Here is a 16,266-nt window from a genome sequence, read left to right as displayed (position 1 = left end):
CCGCGGCACGGTCAGGGATCTGGACGGCAAGCCGGTCGCCGGCGCGGTGGTCGAATGCTGGCACGCGAACTCGAAAGGCTTTTACTCGCACTTCGACCCGACCGGCGCGCAAACCGACTTCAACCTGCGCGGCGCGGTGAAGACCGGCGCGGACGGCAAGTACGAATTCCGCACGCTGATGCCGGTCGGCTACGGCTGCCCGCCGCACGGCGCGACGCAGCAGCTGCTGAACGGCCTTGGCCGCCACGGCAACCGGCCGGCGCACGTGCACTTTTTCGTGACGGGCGACTCGCATCGCAAGCTGACCACGCAGTTCAACATCGAAGGCGATCCGCTGATCTGGGACGACTTCGCGTATGCAACGCGTGAAGAACTGATCCCGCCGGTGACCGAAAAGACCGGTGGCGCGGCGCTGGGTCTGAAGGCCGACGCGTACAAGGAGATCGAATTCAACTTCACGATCACGCCGCTGGTGCAGGGCAAGGACAACCAGCTGGTCTACCGCCTGCGCGCTTCGGCCGAGGCGTAAAAGCCGGGGACGGCGGCGTGGCGACGCGCCTCCGCCCGTCGCGTTGCCTAGCTCATCCAATACCCCCTTCAGGTCCTCGTGTGTGGCGCTCGCCATCCACGAGGATTTGTCACGTATTGCCTAACTTTTTTAGCGGTCAGCCAGCGTGGCTGGCCGACTGTCCGAAGCATCGAGGAGCCGACGGTGTCGAGCACAATTCGCGAACAGGCCGCCCACGAGATTGCGTCCGTGCTGCCGCAGCGAGCCCATGATCTGGCGCGCCTGCAGATTCTGAGCGACGACAGCGAGCCCGTCGTCACCGTCGTCGGCAAATACAACCACGGCAAGAGCAGCCTGCTCAACGAGTTGCTGGGCCGCGACGCGTTCGCCGTGTCCGACCGGCGCGAAACGGTGCGGCTGTCCGATAGCGTGCACGACGGCGTGCGCTGGCTCGACGCGCCGGGGCTCGACGCCGACGTCGGCAGCGCGGACGACCGCGAGGCGTTGCGGGCCGCGTGGCTGAAGTCGGATATCCGGCTGTTCGTGCACGCGGCGAAAGAGGGTGAACTCGACGCGAAGGAACTGACGCTGCTCGCGGAGCTGGACGCCGACCGCGTACGCACCGGCCGGCAAACGCTGGTCGTGCTGTCGCAGGTCGACCAGTTGGCCGACGACGCCGAGCTGCAAAATGTCGGCGCCGCGATCGACCGGCAGATGCCCGGCATCGTGTTGAACGCGGTGTCGTCGATGCGGCATCGCAAGGGCATCGAGGGCGGCAAGAAGCTGCTGCTCGAAAAGAGCGGTATTCCCGCATTGCAAGCGATGCTGCAAACCGAACTCGCGCGTGTGCCGGCGGCGCGCGCGCACGAACGCGCGCTGCTGCTGCGCGAGATCGGCGCGCAGTTGCAGCAGTTGCGCGCCGCGCAACAGACGTCGCTGGGGATTCTGCAAAAAACCCAGCAACAGCAGCGCCGCGAGTTCGATCGCGATCTGTCGTCGGTGATCGAAAAAGTGGCCCGCGACATCGACGCGATGCTGAACGCGCTCGGCACCGATCACGCGATCGTGCCCGACACCGCGAAGGACGCGTACATGATTACCGCGGGCAAACTGGAGCGCGCGCATATCCAGATCGCGTACTCGCGCGCGTGCATCGAAATCGACGCGGTGCTCGCCGCGCACGGCGTGATCGCTATACCGCTGGAGCAGCGGACCGTCGCGAAGAGCCTGAATTCGGTGATGATCGCGGTGATGGGCGTGTCGGTGAAATTGCGCAAGGATCTGCGCCGCATGTTCTGCGAGGCATCGGGGCGCGAACGCATGCAGCGCGAGTTCATCCACTACTACGAACTGTCCGACGAGCGCAAGGCGCTGGCCGCGCAGATCGCCGATACCGAGGCGTCGATCGCCGCGTCGGCGCAGGCCGCGCTCGCACTGCGGACGTTGGAGGCACGCGCATGAAAGCGGACGCGAGCGTCGAGCAGCGTTTTATCGCGGAAGTCGACGCGTTCGATTTCGTCGCGCAGGATATCGACGCGCAACTGCATGCGCTGAACGACTGGCTCGTGAAGCTCGATGCCGATCTGCAAGCGACGCGGTTCTGTCCGGATGGTTTGCACGCGCATCACGCGTTGACCGTTCAGGTCGATGCGCTCGATGCGCTGCTGCGCGACAGCGTGCCGGCGTGGACCCAGCAATGGGCCGATCACCAGGAGACCCAGGCGCTCGCCGATCGTTTCGACGATGAAGCGTTGCTGCTGGTGTTCGGCAAGTTCAACGCGGGCAAGAGTTCGTTCTGCAATTTCCTCGCCGAGCGTTTCGCCGCGCACGGCCGCGCGGTGCAGTATTTCCACGTCGACGCGGGCTGGGTCGTCGAGACGTGCGAACCCTTCAAGGAAGGCTCGACCGAAACGACCTCGCGGCTGCAAGGCGTGCGGCTCGGCAACAAGCTGGTGCTGCTCGACACGCCGGGTCTGCATTCGGTGACGCCGGAAAACGCCGCGCTGACGCAGCGCTTCACCGATAGCGCCGACGGCGTGCTGTGGCTGACCAGTTCGACGTCGCCCGGCCAGGTGCAGGAACTCGACGAGCTCGGCCGGGAGTTGCACCGGAACAAACCATTGCTGCCGGTCGTCACGCGCAGCGACGAGTACGACGAAGACGAGATCGACGGTGAACTCGTCAAATGCCTGTGCAACAAGAGCCCGCAGCGGCGCGCGTTGCAGGAGCAGGACATCCTCACTCGCGCACAGGAAAAGCTCGTCGCGATGAGCGTCGAGGCGGGCCTGTTGAAGGCGCCGGTGTCGATTTCCGCGTATGTGGCACGGGTCGAAGGGCAGACGCCCGACGCGCTGCACGACGCCGGTTTCGAGCGGCTTTACGCGGCTTTGCTCGCCATCACCGAACCGGCGCTCGCTTATAAGCGGCGCAAGCGCGCCGAGATACTGCTGCACCATCTGGAAGAAAACGTGCTCGGGTATTTGCAGCGCGATGCAGTGCCTTTGCTCGCCGCGCTGAACGGGGCGGCGCGAAGTGCGCTCGCGCTGCTCGAGCAACGGCAGGAACAACTGGCCAATGCGGTATGGCGCGGCATCGTGCCGACGCTGCCCGGCTTACTCGACGCGCATGCGACCGCGCACGACGTGAAGGGGCTATGCAATACGCTGTCGCAAGCGATTGCCGAACGGTTCTCTGGCGATGCGCAGAAGCTGTTGGGCGATTACGTAGTCGTGCCCGACGGCTCGCTCGCGCGTATCGAACTCGATGCGCACGTGGACTTCGAAGACGTCGTCGCCCAGCGCGTGCGTGAGGATGGGCGGCCGAGTGAGATTGCCGGTGTCGATTACACACGTGTGCATGCCGCGCTGACCGATGCGATTCGCGACTGCGTGCTGCGGCTGGCCGCCGATGCCGCGCAACAGTGCCGTGCGTCGATTACCCGCGTGATGAAGCGCGCTGAGCGTCTCGACGAAGTGCTGGCGCAGCACGAAGAACGCCTGCTCGCGTTGAAGTCGAAGCTGCGGTCCGAGTCGATCTAATCAAACACCCGGCCTCAGCGTGATCGTGAACGTGCGCGGTGTTTCGCCGTTTTCATCGCGCGGCAGCGGGTCGGAGCGCTTGACCGCTTCGACGGCGGCTTTGTCCCAGTTCCGGTCGCCGCTCGATCGAACGATTCTCACCGACTCCAGGTTGCCGGCCGACGAGCAGCGCACCTCGAGCACGGTTTCGCGCCGGTCCGTCTTGCCATTCCAGACGATATTGGGCTGCACGCGCTGCCGCACCCGTTCCGCGTAATCGAACACCGGTGGCGCGCTGGCCGCTTGCCGCGCCGCGGCGGTGGCCGTCAGATTCTTCAACGCGTTGATCAGTAACGCGGCGGAGCGCCGGCTGGTGTCGAGCTCCGCGAGCACGGCCCAATCGCGCGCCGGTTGCGGGGTGTTATCGAGCGCCTTGCGATAGACGCGCATCGCGTTGCACCACGCTTCGGGCGAGAGCTCCGCCTGTCTGCCGCTCATCAGCATGCCGAGGTCGTCGGCCGCGGACGGCGCGCGTTTCAACGCGTCCGCGAGCGCGACCGATACTGCCAGTTGCCCGCGCAGCCGTTGCCCCGGGGTCAGCTGCGGCGGCGGGGTGGTCTGCGTCGACTGTTTGATCAGGTTGAACATCGCCTGCAATTGCGCGTCGAGGTCGGCGTCGCTGTCGGTGCCGAACGATAGATAGCGCGTCGTGATCAGTTGCAGGTTCTTCACGCCGCCGCAATCGGGCGGCGCGTTCGCCAGCGCGCGGGTCGTCAGACCCGTCAACTGCTCGCGATCCTGCTGCGAGATTCGCATCATCGCGTCGAGGATGCCCAGCGTACGGGCCAGCACAGCCTGGCCGGCAGTCGCCGGATTGCTGTCGGTGCTCAGGTAGTAACGGTTGATGTCCGGATCGGCCGCCACTTTACGGGTCCAGTCGGCGAGCAGCTTGCCCTTCGACGAGTTCGGATCGATGTTCAGGCGGCCGGCGAGATCGGCGGCGTCGAGCGGTTTGCCGGGCTGGAACGGCAGTGCGTTCGCGAACAGCGACGGGCTTGCGGCGCCGCCCGGAAACGACGGCAGCCGGATGTTATCCGGTGCCGCGGGCGCGCCGCTTGCGGCAGGCGCCGCGGCCGGGTTTGCGCGAGCTGTGTCCGCGCCGCTGGGCGGCGGATCGGCGTTGATTGCCGCGCCGGCAGCAGTGACGCCCAGCACGCAGGCGAGTAAACCAGCCGCTTTGACCGAGCGGCGCAGCAGCGAGTCCGGGCGATGGTGCAGATGCATGGTCGTCATTGTCGTTTTAGGTCGGGACTGCACTGCGTACTGAAATCGATCGCCGGATTCGCTTAAGTCCGGCTTAGCTGGACGCCTGCTTCCCGTCCTTCGGCGCATTGAGCATCCGCTCCACATAGCGCGCAATCAGATCGATCTCCAGATTCACGCGCGTGCCTTCACGCAGATGCTTGAGCGAGGTCACCTGCACCGTATGCGGAATCAGATTGATCGAGAACTCGCAGCCATCGTCGCGATCGTTGACCGAGTTCACGGTCAGGCTCACGCCGTTCACCGTAATCGATCCCTTGTACGCCAGATAGCGGCCGATGTCGCGCGGCGCGAGAATGCGCAGTTCGTGCGACTCGCCGACCGGCGCGAAACGCGTGACCGTGCCGAGCCCGTCGACGTGGCCCGACACGATATGGCCGCCGAGCCGGTCGTGCGCGCGCAGCGCCTTCTCGAGATTGACATCGCCGGTCTCGCCGAGCCCGGCCGTGCGGTTCAGGCTCTCGCGCGACACGTCGACTTCGAACGAATGGTCGGTCAGCGCGACCACCGTCATGCAGGCGCCCTGGATCGTGATGCTGTCGCCGAGCTGCACGTCGGCGAGGTCGAGCCCGCCGGCTTCGACGTTCAGCCGCACGCCGGCGTCGCCGCCGGTGCCGAGCGGCTTGACTGATTCGATGCGGCCCACTGCCGCGACGATTCCTGTAAACATCGTGCTAGTCCTTGATCATTTCGAAACGGTGGGGGACACGGCGTCGGTCCCGGGTACGTAGGGCGGCGCAAAGCGCGCGAGGATCCGCAGATCGTCGCCGATCCGCTCGACCGAGTGGAAGTTCAGCTTCACGCGTTGTTCGAGCAGCTCCGGCGCGGCGAGGTTGAACATGCTCATCGATTCGATGCCGAGCAGACTCGGCGCGAGATAGACGAGCAGTTCGTCGACGCAGCCTTCGCGCAGCAGCGAGCCGTTCAGCTTGTAGCCGGCCTCGACGTGCAGTTCGTTGACGTTGCGCTCGCCGAGCACGTTCAGCAGTTGCGGCAGATCGACCTTGCCGGCTGCGTTCGGCAGCGGCACGATCTCGGCGCCGCGGTCGCGCAGCGCGCTCGCGCGTTGTTCCAGACGTGCATCCAGATGGCCGCAGAAAATCAGCGTCGGCGCGCCGGCCAGAATCTGCGCGTCGGGCGGCACGTCCAGCTGACTGTCGATCAGCACGCGTTGCGGCTGGCGCGGGGTTTCGACCGCGCGCACCGTCATGCGCGGATCGTCCTCGCGCACGGTGCCGATGCCGGTCAGAATCGCCGACGCGCGCGCGCGCCACGCATGACCGTCGGCACGCGCGGCGGCGCCGGTGATCCACTGGCTTTCGCCCGACGGCAGGCCGGTGCGGCCATCGAGCGAGGCCGCGACTTTCATCCGTACCCACGGCCGGCCGCGCGTCATCCGCGAGACGAAGCCGATGTTCAGCTCGCGCGCTTCATTCGCAAGCAGGCCGCAGCGAACCTCGATGCCGGCGTCACGCAGCATCGCGAGACCGCGCCCGGACACCTGCGGGTTCGGGTCTTCCATCGCCGCGATCACGCGGCCGACCTGCGCTTCGATCAGCGCATTCGCGCACGGCGGCGTGCGGCCGAAGTGGCTGCACGGTTCGAGCGTCACGTAGGCGGTCGCGCCGCGCAGGTCGTGACCGCGCGAGCGCGCATCCTTCAGCGCGCGAATCTCGGCGTGATCCTGGCCGGCCGGCTGCGTGTAGCCTTCGCCGATCACCTCGCCGTTCCTGACCAGCACGCAACCGACGCGCGGATTCGGATCGGTCGTGTACATGCCGCGCTTCGCGAGCGCGAGCGCGCGTTCCATATGAACGAAATCGGTTTGCGAAAACATCGGTGTCCGTTGACTGCGGTGACGGGATCCCGCGAAGAGCGGGCTTTGCTTCAGTGCTTTGTCGAGGCCTCGGCAGAGGCCCGGGTTCAGCCCTTCAGCGACGCGAACGCGCCGCGCGCGGTTTCGATCGTCGCGTCGATCACCGCGTCGTCGTGCGCGCTCGATACGAAGCCCGCCTCGTACGCGGACGGCGCGAAATACACGCCGGCGTCGAGCATCTTGTGGAAAAACGTGTTGAAGCGCGGCGCGTCGCTTTGCGTGACTTCGGCGAAGCTCGTCGGCACCGACTCGCGGAAGTACAGGCCGAACATGCCGCCGAGGGCGTCGGCCGCGAACGGCACGCCGGCTTCGCGCGCTGCCTGCGCGAGGCCTTGCGTCAGACGCGTGGTGCGTGCGGCGAGCGTGTCGTAGAAGCCGGGCGCCTGGATCAGTTGCAGCGTCTTCAGGCCGGCCGCGACCGCGATCGGGTTACCCGACAGCGTGCCCGCCTGATAGACGCCGCCGAGCGGCGCGAGGTGGGCCATGATGTCGCGCCGGCCGCCGAACGCCGCCGCCGGCATGCCGCCGCCGATCACCTTGCCCAGACACGTGAGGTCGGGCGTGATGCCGTACAGCTGCTGCGCGCCGCCGAGCGCGACGCGAAAGCCGCACATCACTTCGTCGAAAATCAGCACCGCGCCGTACTCACTGCACAGACGCCGCAGCGCCTGCAGGAATTCCGGCGTCGCGCGCACGAGGTTCATGTTGCCGGCGACCGGCTCGACGATCACCGATGCGATCTCATTGCCGAACGCCTTGAACGCTTCTTCGAGCGCGGCGACGTTGTTGTATTCGAGCACCGTGGTGTGCTTCGCGATGTCGACCGGCACGCCCGCCGAGGTCGGGTTGCCGAAAGTCAGCAGACCCGAGCCGGCTTTCACGAGCAGGCTGTCCGCGTGGCCGTGGTAGCAGCCCTCGAACTTGACGATGCGGCTGCGGTTCGTGAAGCCGCGCGCGAGACGCAGCGCGCTCATCGTCGCCTCGGTGCCGCTCGAGACCATCCGCACCTGTTCGATCGACGGCACCAGCTTGCAGATTTCCTCGGCGATCTCGACTTCCGATTCGGTCGGCGCGCCGAACGAGAAACCGTTCGCGAGCACGCGCTGCACGGCTTCGAGCACTTCCGGATGAACGTGGCCGACGATCATCGGGCCCCACGAGCCGATGTAGTCGGTATAGCGCTGGCCGTCCGCGTCCCAGAAGTACGCGCCTTGCGCGCGTTCGATAAAGCGCGGCGTGCCGCCGACGGAGCGGAAAGCGCGCACCGGCGAGTTCACGCCGCCGGGAATGGTGCGTTGCGCGCGTTCGAAGAGGGTATCGTTTCTGGACATGGCGATGGCTGGAATTGGGTTGCGTCGCGGCGCGAACGGCCGGGGGCGATGCCCGCGGGCACTTCGCGCGATGCTGTGATGGATCGAGAAATTGTACCGGAGACGGCGTCGGCGGGCTGTGCGGGGCGGCGCTTGGCCGGCGCGGTCGAGGGGCGCCTCAGCGCGGTGGCGATGGCGATTGGCTAATTTTTGGGCGGCGCTTTCGACGCGGTTTTGCGTGCCGACGCGCGGTGGGTCCGCGACTCGTCGGGCGCAGGCTTGCTCGGTGCAATCTTGCCGCCCGCGGCGCGCTTCTTCGGCGGTTCGACCGGTGCGTGCGTGGCTGAAGTTGCCGGTTTCGTCCCGGCCGCGGCGAGGCGGGCCGCGCTCTTTTGCGCGGCGGCCGTATGCGCGGCGACCTTCGTCGAGCGCGGCGCACTGGCTGGCGGGCTCAGCTTCGGCGGCTTGCGCTTGCCGGTCAGCTCGGCCCAGCGCTTTTCCAGCGCGCCCTCGGCGATCGGCTTGATGATCGTGCCCGAGCTTTGCGCATCCCATGTCTGCACCGAAAACGGATGCACGCGCAACTGCTCGCGCGCGATTACCGGCGCCTGATGCGCGTCGACGAGCCAGTCGTAGACGAAGTCGATGCATAGCCGGTAGCCGCGTTTGGTCGACGCGTCGGGGACTTCGTACGGCGCGCGCGTCACGTAGCCGGAGCCGAAGATGCCCTTCGGTTCCTGCGCGACCCGGTGCAGGAACACCCGGTCGCCGGGCAGGATGCCGCGCGCGAAGCCGCAGCCCCAGACGTCCGCCACCGCTTCGCCGGCGGCAACGCGCCTGGCGACGTCGGGCAACTCGGGCCACGGCCATTTCTTGGGACTCCAGATCAGCAGGAAAGCGGTCATCGCGGGCTCGCAACGAAGTCAGGGGAGGGGGCGGACGTCTGGCGTCAAACGGTTGTTTGGCCCGGTCGCGACGGACATGCAATCGCGTGTCGCCACGCGCGCCCCGGCGCGGCTCGCGGCAGCTTAACGGATCGGCGGCGCGGCTGCCGCGCGGGGGCGGCGCGACGGCGCCATGTGCGCCGCCGTGACCGCTGCCGTCACCACCGCCGTCACCGCCGCCGCCTTCGGGCTGCGCGCTGTCGCGCATCGCCCACGGCGCCCGTGCGCGGACGCAGCCTACCTGATATCGGTCGCGTACAATCGAGCGCTCGGCTTGTTGCCGCCCCGCTTTTAAAAGTCCGCTGCCGATGCCGGCGCGGCGCTTCACCCGGACCTCCCATGTCTCACGTCGTCAAACGCCGGCCTGATGCCCGGCTGATCCTGCTGCTCGGCGCGCTGGCCGCCTGCGGACCGATTTCCATCGATATGTATCTACCGAGCCTGCCGACCATCGCGCAGGCGTTCGCGGTAGGCACCGGCGCCGCGCAATCGACGCTGACCAGCTTCATGTTCGGCTTCTCGATCGGCATGCTGCTGTACGGTCCGCTGTCGGACACCTATGGCCGCCGGCCGATTCTGCTCGGCGGCATCATCATGTATGCGCTGGCGAGCATCGCCTGCGCGATGTCGTTCTCGATCGGCTCACTGGTGGCGTTTCGCTTCGTGCAGGCGCTGGGCGCCGGCGCGGCGTCGGTGTTGGCCCGCGCGATCGCGCGCGACGCGCACGAGCCCGGCGACGCCGCCCGCGTACTGTCGATGATCGCGATCGTCACGTCGATCGGCCCGCTCGTCGCGCCGTTGATCGGCGGACAGTTGCTGCTGCTGGGCGGCTGGCGCACTGTGTTCGTCGCGCTGACGCTGTTCGGTTCGGTCTGCGCGGTGACCGCCTTCCTGAAGGTGCCGGAGACATGGCCGCGCGAGATGCGCGGACAGTCGGCGCTGCTCAAATCGTTCGGCGCGTACGGCACGTTGCTGCGCGATCCGGTCGCGTGGGGGCATATGCTGTGCGGCGGGATGGCGTTCGCGTCGATGTTCGCGTACATCACCGCGACGCCGTTCGTGTACATCGAGTACTTCCACGTGTCCGCGCAGCATTACGGCTTCCTGTTCGCATTGAACATCGTCGGCATCATGGGCGGCAATTATCTGAATACGCGTTTCGTCGGCCGCTTCGGGCCGGTGCCGATCATCTCGTTCGCGGCGCTGATCAGTTGCATCGCGTCGCTGTTCGTCAGTCTGGTGTCGCTGACCGGCTGGGGCGGGCTGTGGTCGATCGTGTTCGGGCTGTTTTTCGTGGTCGGCGTGGTCGGTGTGCTGTCGGCCAACTGCACGACCGATCTGATGCACCGCTACCCGGCCAACGCGGGCGCCGCCGCGGCCGTGTTCGGCGCGGTGCAGCTGTCGTTCGGCGCATTGGCGAGTCTCGCGGTCGGGCTGTGGCAGGACGGCTCGCCGAAAGGCATGGGGATCGTGGTGGGTGTGGCGGGCTGCCTGTGTTTTGTCGGCCGCATGCTGGTGCTGCGCTGGCACGGGACGAAGACGCCGGCGGCGATTGCGTGACGGGTTGCTGGCGTTTGCCCTCCGTCGTTTGCCCGGCGGTTCGTGGCCGGTGACCTCAAAGGCCGCCTCTCCGGATAACACCTGGTGTTGCGCGCGCGCCACCGTGCGCCGCGGATTGCATTGCTATGATGACTTCACTGTTCCTCGGAGCGGCAATCATGGCGATCAAAGACCTGATGAACGGCGAACGGCAACACGCTGCATTCGCCGAAGCGCAACGGCTGGCCGACAGCGGCGCTTACTACGACTACACCGACATCGAATACGTCTTGCGCTTTGATCACGGTTTGACCGATGTATCGGCTTTGCTCGACGGGCAGTTGATGCATCGCGATCTGAACCGGCGGTGTGCGGATGCGCGGGAGAAGCGGGAGCTTGTGGGTGTGTAATGGTGGGGGCGGTCGCGCTGGCGTGGGAGCTTACGCAGGGGCGTTCGGCGACGCAATCGCGTGCGAGGATCTCGCTGTTTGAATTGCGCGGTGCTCGCATCGCATCGCGAGCGCACGCTTCGATCTTGGCTTATGAGCGAGTGGACTGGAGGGCGGGTAGGGTTGCCGCTAATCAGATCGCCTCGACCGTTATCGAATCAAATTCCACGGCAATCTCGATACCTACTGTCGAAAACACGTAGGCGATGTGGTTCGCATAGCGCCCACCGAAGTGCGCGGATTTTTTTAGCATTTCGAGCGCCGCGCAGTACGCGTCGTCGCCGGGCTTTAGCACCTCGATCGAGTTGACGATATTCAGAAGGCCGCCGTCTGTGATGCTTGCTCGTGTGACGCCTTTGAAGGTTATTGTCGCGCGGCGGTTTTGATCGTAAAGGCCGAGTTCGAGCGCATTCGGTGTGCTCGCTCCGTTTTCTCTGCCGGTAGAGATCTCGTCGAGGTACCAATCGTGGAAGTAGCCGAACTTCTGCAATGTGTCAGGGATCCTCATCGGTAATGGTCCGGGGGCGGGCGGGTCGGCTCGTTTATCCACTGTCATTTCGCTGCTGGCGTGTCTTTCAAATCGGTCAAGCGTTCGCTGTCCCAAACGCCAAGCTCGATCGCGCGCTGAAGCGTCCTGGGCGTCAGTTTCGACGCTTCCCGCTGCCCGCGTACTTCTTCTCTATAGCGCCTGAAAAACACCGCGAACAATAGGCTGTGCAGTGGAAAAAAAGGATTAAATTCTTCGCTTCCGAAATATCGGTCGTATGCAAAATCGCCTTCCTTTATCTGAAACGTTCGGAAGAAATCGGGAGTAAACGCGGCGGCATCGTCACCCTCTATACCTAGCTCCCATCGAACGTCGATATCGGGCCTCAGCACTTCCCGAGGAGACAGGAATCCCCTCTCCCTCAGAAAACATTCGAGGTCGCGCCAAGCGTGTTCAGCCGAGCGTTCCAACGGTTCCGTCACTGAGTCTGTCCTCCGGTTTGACAAGCTTGTTGTAGCGCAACGTCGTTTTCAAATTGATTACGACGACATCGTAAATCAGGATCGCTGCACCGATCTGAGGGGTCCATCGTCCAACAGCCGCACCCAGATTGCGCGTCATCGAAAAACGCAGCGCGGCTATCGAGTTGTTGGTTAGGGTCGGGACCCTGAACGGAAGATTGAAATTCAGAAGCTCTCTGGCGATAAGCGACGCTAACGAAGTCCCAGGCGTCGCACCGCCAAACTTCTTTCTGGTTGAAAGAATAGGCTGCCCAGTCAGGAATGCGATAACAGCTGCAATGTCAGTTGCTTGTAACCTCTTGCAAAGTTCTTCCGTGAGGATTGCGACGTAGAGTTCCGGAGCGTTGAGGTCATCGCGTCCGCCGTAAGAATAGAGGTTGATGGGGCGCTCAGCATCCGCGGCGATCAGGCCTTCATACTCGTTCATGGTTGACTCCGCGGGCTTATGCGATGGTGTTTCGTTTAACATCGATGATCGACGTTAGCGTGCCCTGACTGATGCCAGTTGCGCTCTGCGCTACGTATTCCTTTTTCACGCGGGCGAAAGACAGGGCGACATGTTCCAGGGCAAGCCCGTCGCCCGCAGCCGATCCGACGTGCGAGATGACGACGTCGTGTATCGTGACTCGGAGGTATTCGAGAGGGCGTCCGCCAGCTTTGCGCATCGTGAGCACCGCCTTTGGAATATATCTGCCCTGAAAGCAATGAGATGCGAGGGTGGGGCTGGCTCGATCGATGTGGTGGACGAAACTCAGATCGGAAACGGTGGCCTTCGTTGCACCGCCGCCCGAATTGGTGTGAAGAGCGGATTGCTGGGTTATGTCCCAGTTCCAGCTCAGAACTTCTATTTCGTCTGGATGCGCCGGATCGTCTGATTCACCGGCAATCCCGTCAATTTTGATGAAGATATCCGACATGCGGTTTGCTCCGAAGCAATGGGCTACTTCAAATGCGCGAGCCCCCATCGGCAAGAGCCTACGGGTTCAAAACCATGCTCGATGGTCCGTGATGGAGGAAGTGACGAAGGGATTGTTTCCCTTGCAAGGTCTTGATAACTGACGCGCTCTGCAGTCGACAATCAGACGAGTCTTAGGCGTGTCGGAAATTTGACAGGAAAATGACGATTGCGCTTTTCCAGTTCGAGCGCTCGTTTTGTGTTCGTCGTGTGTCGCGGCGTTGAGGGGTGGGAAAATGCGCGGGAAGACCGAGAGCGTCGCCGCTACGTTGTATCAGCCAGGATACCGACACAGACAAGAACCACCTACGGCTTCAGGGCCGCACGAGCGACAGCCCAACCAAAACAAAAACCCCGTAAGCGTATCTACTTACGGGGTTTTCGTTCAATTCTGGCGGAGGCGGTGAGATTCGAACTCACGGAAGGATTGCTCCTTCGCCGGTTTTCAAGACCGGTGCCTTAAACCACTCGGCCACACCTCCAAACCGCGGATTGTAACCTGAAAAATGAGTGCTGCCGAGAGCGCCCCCTCCGCCCTCACTGCGGATCTTTCAGAAACAACTCCTGCAGATCGTTCAGAAACGCCTGACCGAGCGGCGTCGGCGCAATCCGCTCATGGTCGCGCGTAATCAGCTTGCGCCGCTCGGCTTCCTGCAACGCCGGCTCGATCGTCGTGATCGACAGCCCCGTGCGCTCGATAAACCGATGCACCGGAAATCCCTCCACCAGCCGCAGTGCGTTCAGCATGAACTCGAACGGCAGATCGCGCGGACCGACCTCGTGCTCTTCCTGCACGCTCGCGCCGGCCTTCGCCTGCTCGATAAACGTCGTGGGATGCTTGTAACGCGCCTGCCTGAGGATCCGGTTCGGAAACGACAGTTTCGTATGCGCGCCTGCGCCGATGCCGAGATAGTCGCCGAAACGCCAGTAGTTCAGATTGTGTTTGCTCTGCCGATGCGGCTGCGCATACGCGGATACCTCGTAGCGCCCATAGCCGGCCTCGGCGGTGCGCTGATGAATCCAGTCCTGCATGTCGGCGGACTGATCGTCGTCGGGCAACGCGGGCGGAAACTTCGCGAACAGCGTGTTCGGCTCCAGCGTCAGGTGGTACAGCGACAGATGCGGCGGCGCGAACGACAGCGCGGTCTCGATGTCGGCCTGGCACTCGGCGAGCGTTTGCTTTGGCAGCGCGAACATCAGGTCGAGATTGAAGTTGTCGAAAGTGTTCGCGGCCACTTCGACCGCATGACGCGCCTGCGCGGAATCGTGAATCCGCCCGAGCGCCTTCAGATGCGCTTCGTTGAAGCTCTGAATCCCGACCGACAGCCGGTTCACGCCGCTCGCGCGAAACTGCGCGAACTTGTCCGCTTCGAATGTGCCGGGGTTCGCTTCGAGCGTGATTTCGGCGTCAGCGTCGAGCGGCAGCAGCGCGCGGATATCCGACAGCATCCGGTCGAGCCCCGCCGCCGACAGCAGGCTCGGCGTGCCCCCGCCGATGAACACCGTATGCACCTGGCGCCCCCAGATCAGCGGCAGCGCCATCTCCAGATCGGCGCGCAACGCGTCGAGATAGTCGTTCTCCGGGAACGACTCGCCTTTCCACTCGTGCGAGTTGAAATCGCAATACGGACACTTGCGCACGCACCACGGAAAATGCACGTACAACGCGAGCGGCGGCAGCGAGGTCAGCCGGATGCTGCCCGGCGACGTGAACGCCTTGACGACACCGTTGCCGATGTCCGCGGGCGTCGGGTGAATCGGAATCACGCTTCCTCCGACAGACGCGCGAGCAGTTGCCGCAGCGCGATCGCGCGATGGCTGCTCGCGTTTTTCACGGCCGGCTCGAGTTCGGCGGCGCTCGCGCCCAGCGACGGCAGATAGAAGTACGGGTCGTAGCCGAAGCCATGCTCGCCGCGCGGCGCGTCGAGAATCTCGCCGTGCCAGCGGCCTTCGGCGATCAGCGGTTCGGGGTCGTCGGCATGCCGCACCAGCGCGAGCACGCAGAAGTAATAACCGCGCCGGTCGTTCGCGTCCCGCAACTCGGCGACGAGCCGCGCGTTGTTCGCGGCGTCGCTTTTCTCGCCGCCGGCGAGTTGCGCATAGCGCGCCGAATACACGCCCGGCGCGCCGCCCAGCGCGCGCACGCACAGACCCGAGTCGTCGGCGAGCGCGGGCAGGCCGGTCAGCTTCGCCGCATGACGCGCCTTGGCCAGCGCGTTTTCCACGAACGTGGGATGTGGCTCTTCCGCTTCGGGCACGTTGAGCGCGCCCTGGGCAATCAGTTCGATGCCGGCCGCGCCGAACAGCGCGGCGAACTCGCGCAGCTTGCCCGCGTTGTTCGACGCGAGCACCACCTTCTTCAACGGCATGCCGTCCTGACGACCTTCATTCACTGCTGCACTCCCAGCGCTTCTTTCTGCTTCGCGATCAGCGTGCTGATGCCGTCGCTTGCGAGATCGAGCAGCGCGTTCATTTCATTGCGCGAGAACGGCACGCCTTCCGCGGTGCCCTGAACTTCGACGAAGCCGCCCGAACCCGTCATCACGACGTTCATGTCGGTATCGCACTGCGAGTCTTCGTCGTAATCGAGATCGAGCACCGGCACGCCGTCGTACACGCCGACCGAAATCGCGGCGACGTAATCGACGATCGGCGAACTTTCGATACGGCCCGCCGCGAGCAGTTTCGTGACCGCATCGTGCGCGGCGACGAACGCGCCGGTGATGCTCGCGGTGCGGGTGCCACCGTCGGCCTGGATCACGTCGCAGTCGAGATTGATGGTGCGCGCGCCGAGCTTCTCGAGATCGAACACCGAGCGCAGCGCGCGGCCGATCAGGCGCTGGATTTCCTGGGTGCGGCCGGTCTGTTTGCCGCGCGCGGCTTCGCGGTCGCTGCGCGTGTGGGTGGCGCGCGGCAGCATCCCGTATTCGGCCGTGAGCCAGCCCTGGCCGCGATCGCGCAGAAACGGCGGCACGCTTTCGCTGACGCTGGCGGTGCAGATGACCTTGGTGTCGCCGAATTCGACCAGCACCGAGCCCTCCGCATGCTTCGTGTAGTGACGCGTGATGCGCACGTCGCGCAACTGGTTGGGCAGGCGGGCGCTCGGGCGTTGGTTGTCGTTGCTCATGTGGATGGGGCTCGGAATAGGTCGAAGAGATGCGGGGAAAAGCGCAATTTTACCGCCGATCGTCTGCGGCGGTTGCCGTCCCCCAGACGCGCGCCGGACGGCTCCAGCCATGCGCGAGCCAGCCCGCATACACCCTCGCTCTCGCCGGATGCCGGCGGCAAAAATGGGATAATGCCGGTTCCCCGCCTCGCGTCTCGTACACGCCGGGCG

17 protein-coding genes and 1 tRNA gene are annotated in these 16,266 nt (G+C 64.9%); 5 read left to right on the top strand and 13 right to left on the bottom strand.

Annotated features, from left to right (window positions below; translation table 11 throughout):
• The 3 genes from LJ656_RS21445 to LJ656_RS21435 all read left to right on the top strand — a co-directional run.
• Nucleotides 1-529, top strand: a 529-nt coding sequence (locus tag LJ656_RS21445; RefSeq protein WP_486650951.1) for a dioxygenase family protein, incomplete at its 5' end; no start/stop codon positions are given.
• A 183-nt stretch (nucleotides 530-712) separates the two neighbouring features.
• Complete coding sequence (locus LJ656_RS21440; RefSeq protein WP_230511354.1) at nucleotides 713-1,969, top strand: GTPase; 1,257 nt, start codon at nucleotides 713-715, stop codon at nucleotides 1,967-1,969.
• Nucleotides 1,966-3,546, top strand: a complete 1,581-nt coding sequence (locus LJ656_RS21435) for a GTPase (RefSeq protein WP_230511353.1) — start codon at nucleotides 1,966-1,968, stop codon at nucleotides 3,544-3,546. The genes LJ656_RS21440 and LJ656_RS21435 overlap by 4 nt, the downstream gene beginning before the upstream one ends.
• Here LJ656_RS21435 and LJ656_RS21430 read toward each other — a convergent pair whose 3' ends face one another.
• From LJ656_RS21430 to LJ656_RS21410, 5 genes are all read right to left on the bottom strand, one after another.
• Nucleotides 3,547-4,917, bottom strand: coding sequence for an energy transducer TonB (locus LJ656_RS21430; protein WP_230511352.1), 1,371 nt, complete (start codon nucleotides 4,915-4,917; stop codon nucleotides 3,547-3,549).
• Nucleotides 4,883-5,518 (bottom strand): riboflavin synthase, encoded by a 636-nt coding sequence (locus tag LJ656_RS21425; RefSeq protein ID WP_230511351.1) that lies wholly within the window; start codon nucleotides 5,516-5,518, stop codon nucleotides 4,883-4,885. The genes LJ656_RS21430 and LJ656_RS21425 overlap by 35 nt, the downstream gene beginning before the upstream one ends.
• Before the next feature lie 15 nt (nucleotides 5,519-5,533).
• The gene (ribD, locus tag LJ656_RS21420) at nucleotides 5,534-6,685 is read right to left on the bottom strand and encodes a bifunctional diaminohydroxyphosphoribosylaminopyrimidine deaminase/5-amino-6-(5-phosphoribosylamino)uracil reductase RibD (protein ID WP_230511350.1); all 1,152 of its coding nucleotides are present in this window, start codon (nucleotides 6,683-6,685) and stop codon (nucleotides 5,534-5,536) included.
• An 86-nt stretch (nucleotides 6,686-6,771) separates the two neighbouring features.
• The gene (gene hemL, locus LJ656_RS21415) at nucleotides 6,772-8,055 is read right to left on the bottom strand and encodes a glutamate-1-semialdehyde 2,1-aminomutase (RefSeq protein ID WP_230511349.1); all 1,284 of its coding nucleotides are present in this window, start codon (nucleotides 8,053-8,055) and stop codon (nucleotides 6,772-6,774) included.
• A gap of 182 nt (nucleotides 8,056-8,237) precedes the next feature.
• Nucleotides 8,238-8,939 (bottom strand): hypothetical protein, encoded by a 702-nt coding sequence (locus LJ656_RS21410; RefSeq protein ID WP_230511348.1) that lies wholly within the window; start codon nucleotides 8,937-8,939, stop codon nucleotides 8,238-8,240.
• Nucleotides 8,940-9,317: 378 nt separating this feature from the next.
• Between LJ656_RS21410 and LJ656_RS21405 the strand changes: the two genes are divergently transcribed.
• Together LJ656_RS21405 and LJ656_RS21400 are read left to right on the top strand one after the other, a co-directional pair.
• A complete protein-coding gene (locus LJ656_RS21405) occupies nucleotides 9,318-10,538 on the top strand; it encodes a Bcr/CflA family multidrug efflux MFS transporter (protein ID WP_230511347.1) in 1,221 nt (406 codons plus the stop codon).
• Nucleotides 10,539-10,696: 158 nt separating this feature from the next.
• Nucleotides 10,697-10,927: a hypothetical protein gene (locus tag LJ656_RS21400; protein ID WP_230511370.1), complete on the top strand. Its 231-nt coding sequence runs from the start codon at nucleotides 10,697-10,699 to the stop codon at nucleotides 10,925-10,927.
• A gap of 172 nt (nucleotides 10,928-11,099) precedes the next feature.
• Here the strand turns inward: LJ656_RS21400 and LJ656_RS21395 are convergent, their stop codons facing one another.
• The 8 genes from LJ656_RS21395 to rph all read right to left on the bottom strand — a co-directional run bounded on the left by LJ656_RS21395 (nucleotide 11,100) and on the right by rph (nucleotide 16,056).
• Nucleotides 11,100-11,522 (bottom strand): hypothetical protein, encoded by a 423-nt coding sequence (locus LJ656_RS21395; protein WP_230511346.1) that lies wholly within the window; start codon nucleotides 11,520-11,522, stop codon nucleotides 11,100-11,102.
• Nucleotides 11,519-11,935, bottom strand: a complete 417-nt coding sequence (locus LJ656_RS21390; protein ID WP_230511345.1) for a DUF1493 family protein — start codon at nucleotides 11,933-11,935, stop codon at nucleotides 11,519-11,521. The genes LJ656_RS21395 and LJ656_RS21390 overlap by 4 nt, the downstream gene beginning before the upstream one ends.
• Nucleotides 11,907-12,401: an STM2901 family protein gene (locus tag LJ656_RS21385; RefSeq protein WP_230511344.1), complete on the bottom strand. Its 495-nt coding sequence runs from the start codon at nucleotides 12,399-12,401 to the stop codon at nucleotides 11,907-11,909. Before LJ656_RS21385 ends, LJ656_RS21390 begins: the two co-directional genes overlap by 29 nt.
• A gap of 16 nt (nucleotides 12,402-12,417) precedes the next feature.
• The gene (locus tag LJ656_RS21380; RefSeq protein WP_230511343.1) at nucleotides 12,418-12,891 is read right to left on the bottom strand and encodes an Hcp family type VI secretion system effector; all 474 of its coding nucleotides are present in this window, start codon (nucleotides 12,889-12,891) and stop codon (nucleotides 12,418-12,420) included.
• 430 nt (nucleotides 12,892-13,321) lie between these two features.
• Nucleotides 13,322-13,411 (bottom strand) — tRNA-Ser (locus tag LJ656_RS21375).
• 55 nt (nucleotides 13,412-13,466) lie between these two features.
• Nucleotides 13,467-14,696, bottom strand: a complete 1,230-nt coding sequence (gene hemW, locus LJ656_RS21370) for a radical SAM family heme chaperone HemW (RefSeq protein WP_230511342.1) — start codon at nucleotides 14,694-14,696, stop codon at nucleotides 13,467-13,469.
• Nucleotides 14,693-15,298, bottom strand: a complete 606-nt coding sequence (rdgB, locus tag LJ656_RS21365; RefSeq protein ID WP_230511369.1) for an RdgB/HAM1 family non-canonical purine NTP pyrophosphatase — start codon at nucleotides 15,296-15,298, stop codon at nucleotides 14,693-14,695. The genes hemW and rdgB overlap by 4 nt, the downstream gene beginning before the upstream one ends.
• Before the next feature lie 20 nt (nucleotides 15,299-15,318).
• The gene (gene rph, locus LJ656_RS21360; RefSeq protein ID WP_230511341.1) at nucleotides 15,319-16,056 is read right to left on the bottom strand and encodes a ribonuclease PH; all 738 of its coding nucleotides are present in this window, start codon (nucleotides 16,054-16,056) and stop codon (nucleotides 15,319-15,321) included.
• Nucleotides 16,057-16,266 lie beyond the last annotated feature (210 nt).

This window comes from Paraburkholderia sejongensis (genome assembly GCF_020880815.1).
Taxonomy (GTDB): Bacteria; Pseudomonadota; Gammaproteobacteria; order Burkholderiales; family Burkholderiaceae; genus Paraburkholderia; species Paraburkholderia sejongensis.
This window is presented reverse-complemented; position numbering and strand designations above follow the sequence as displayed.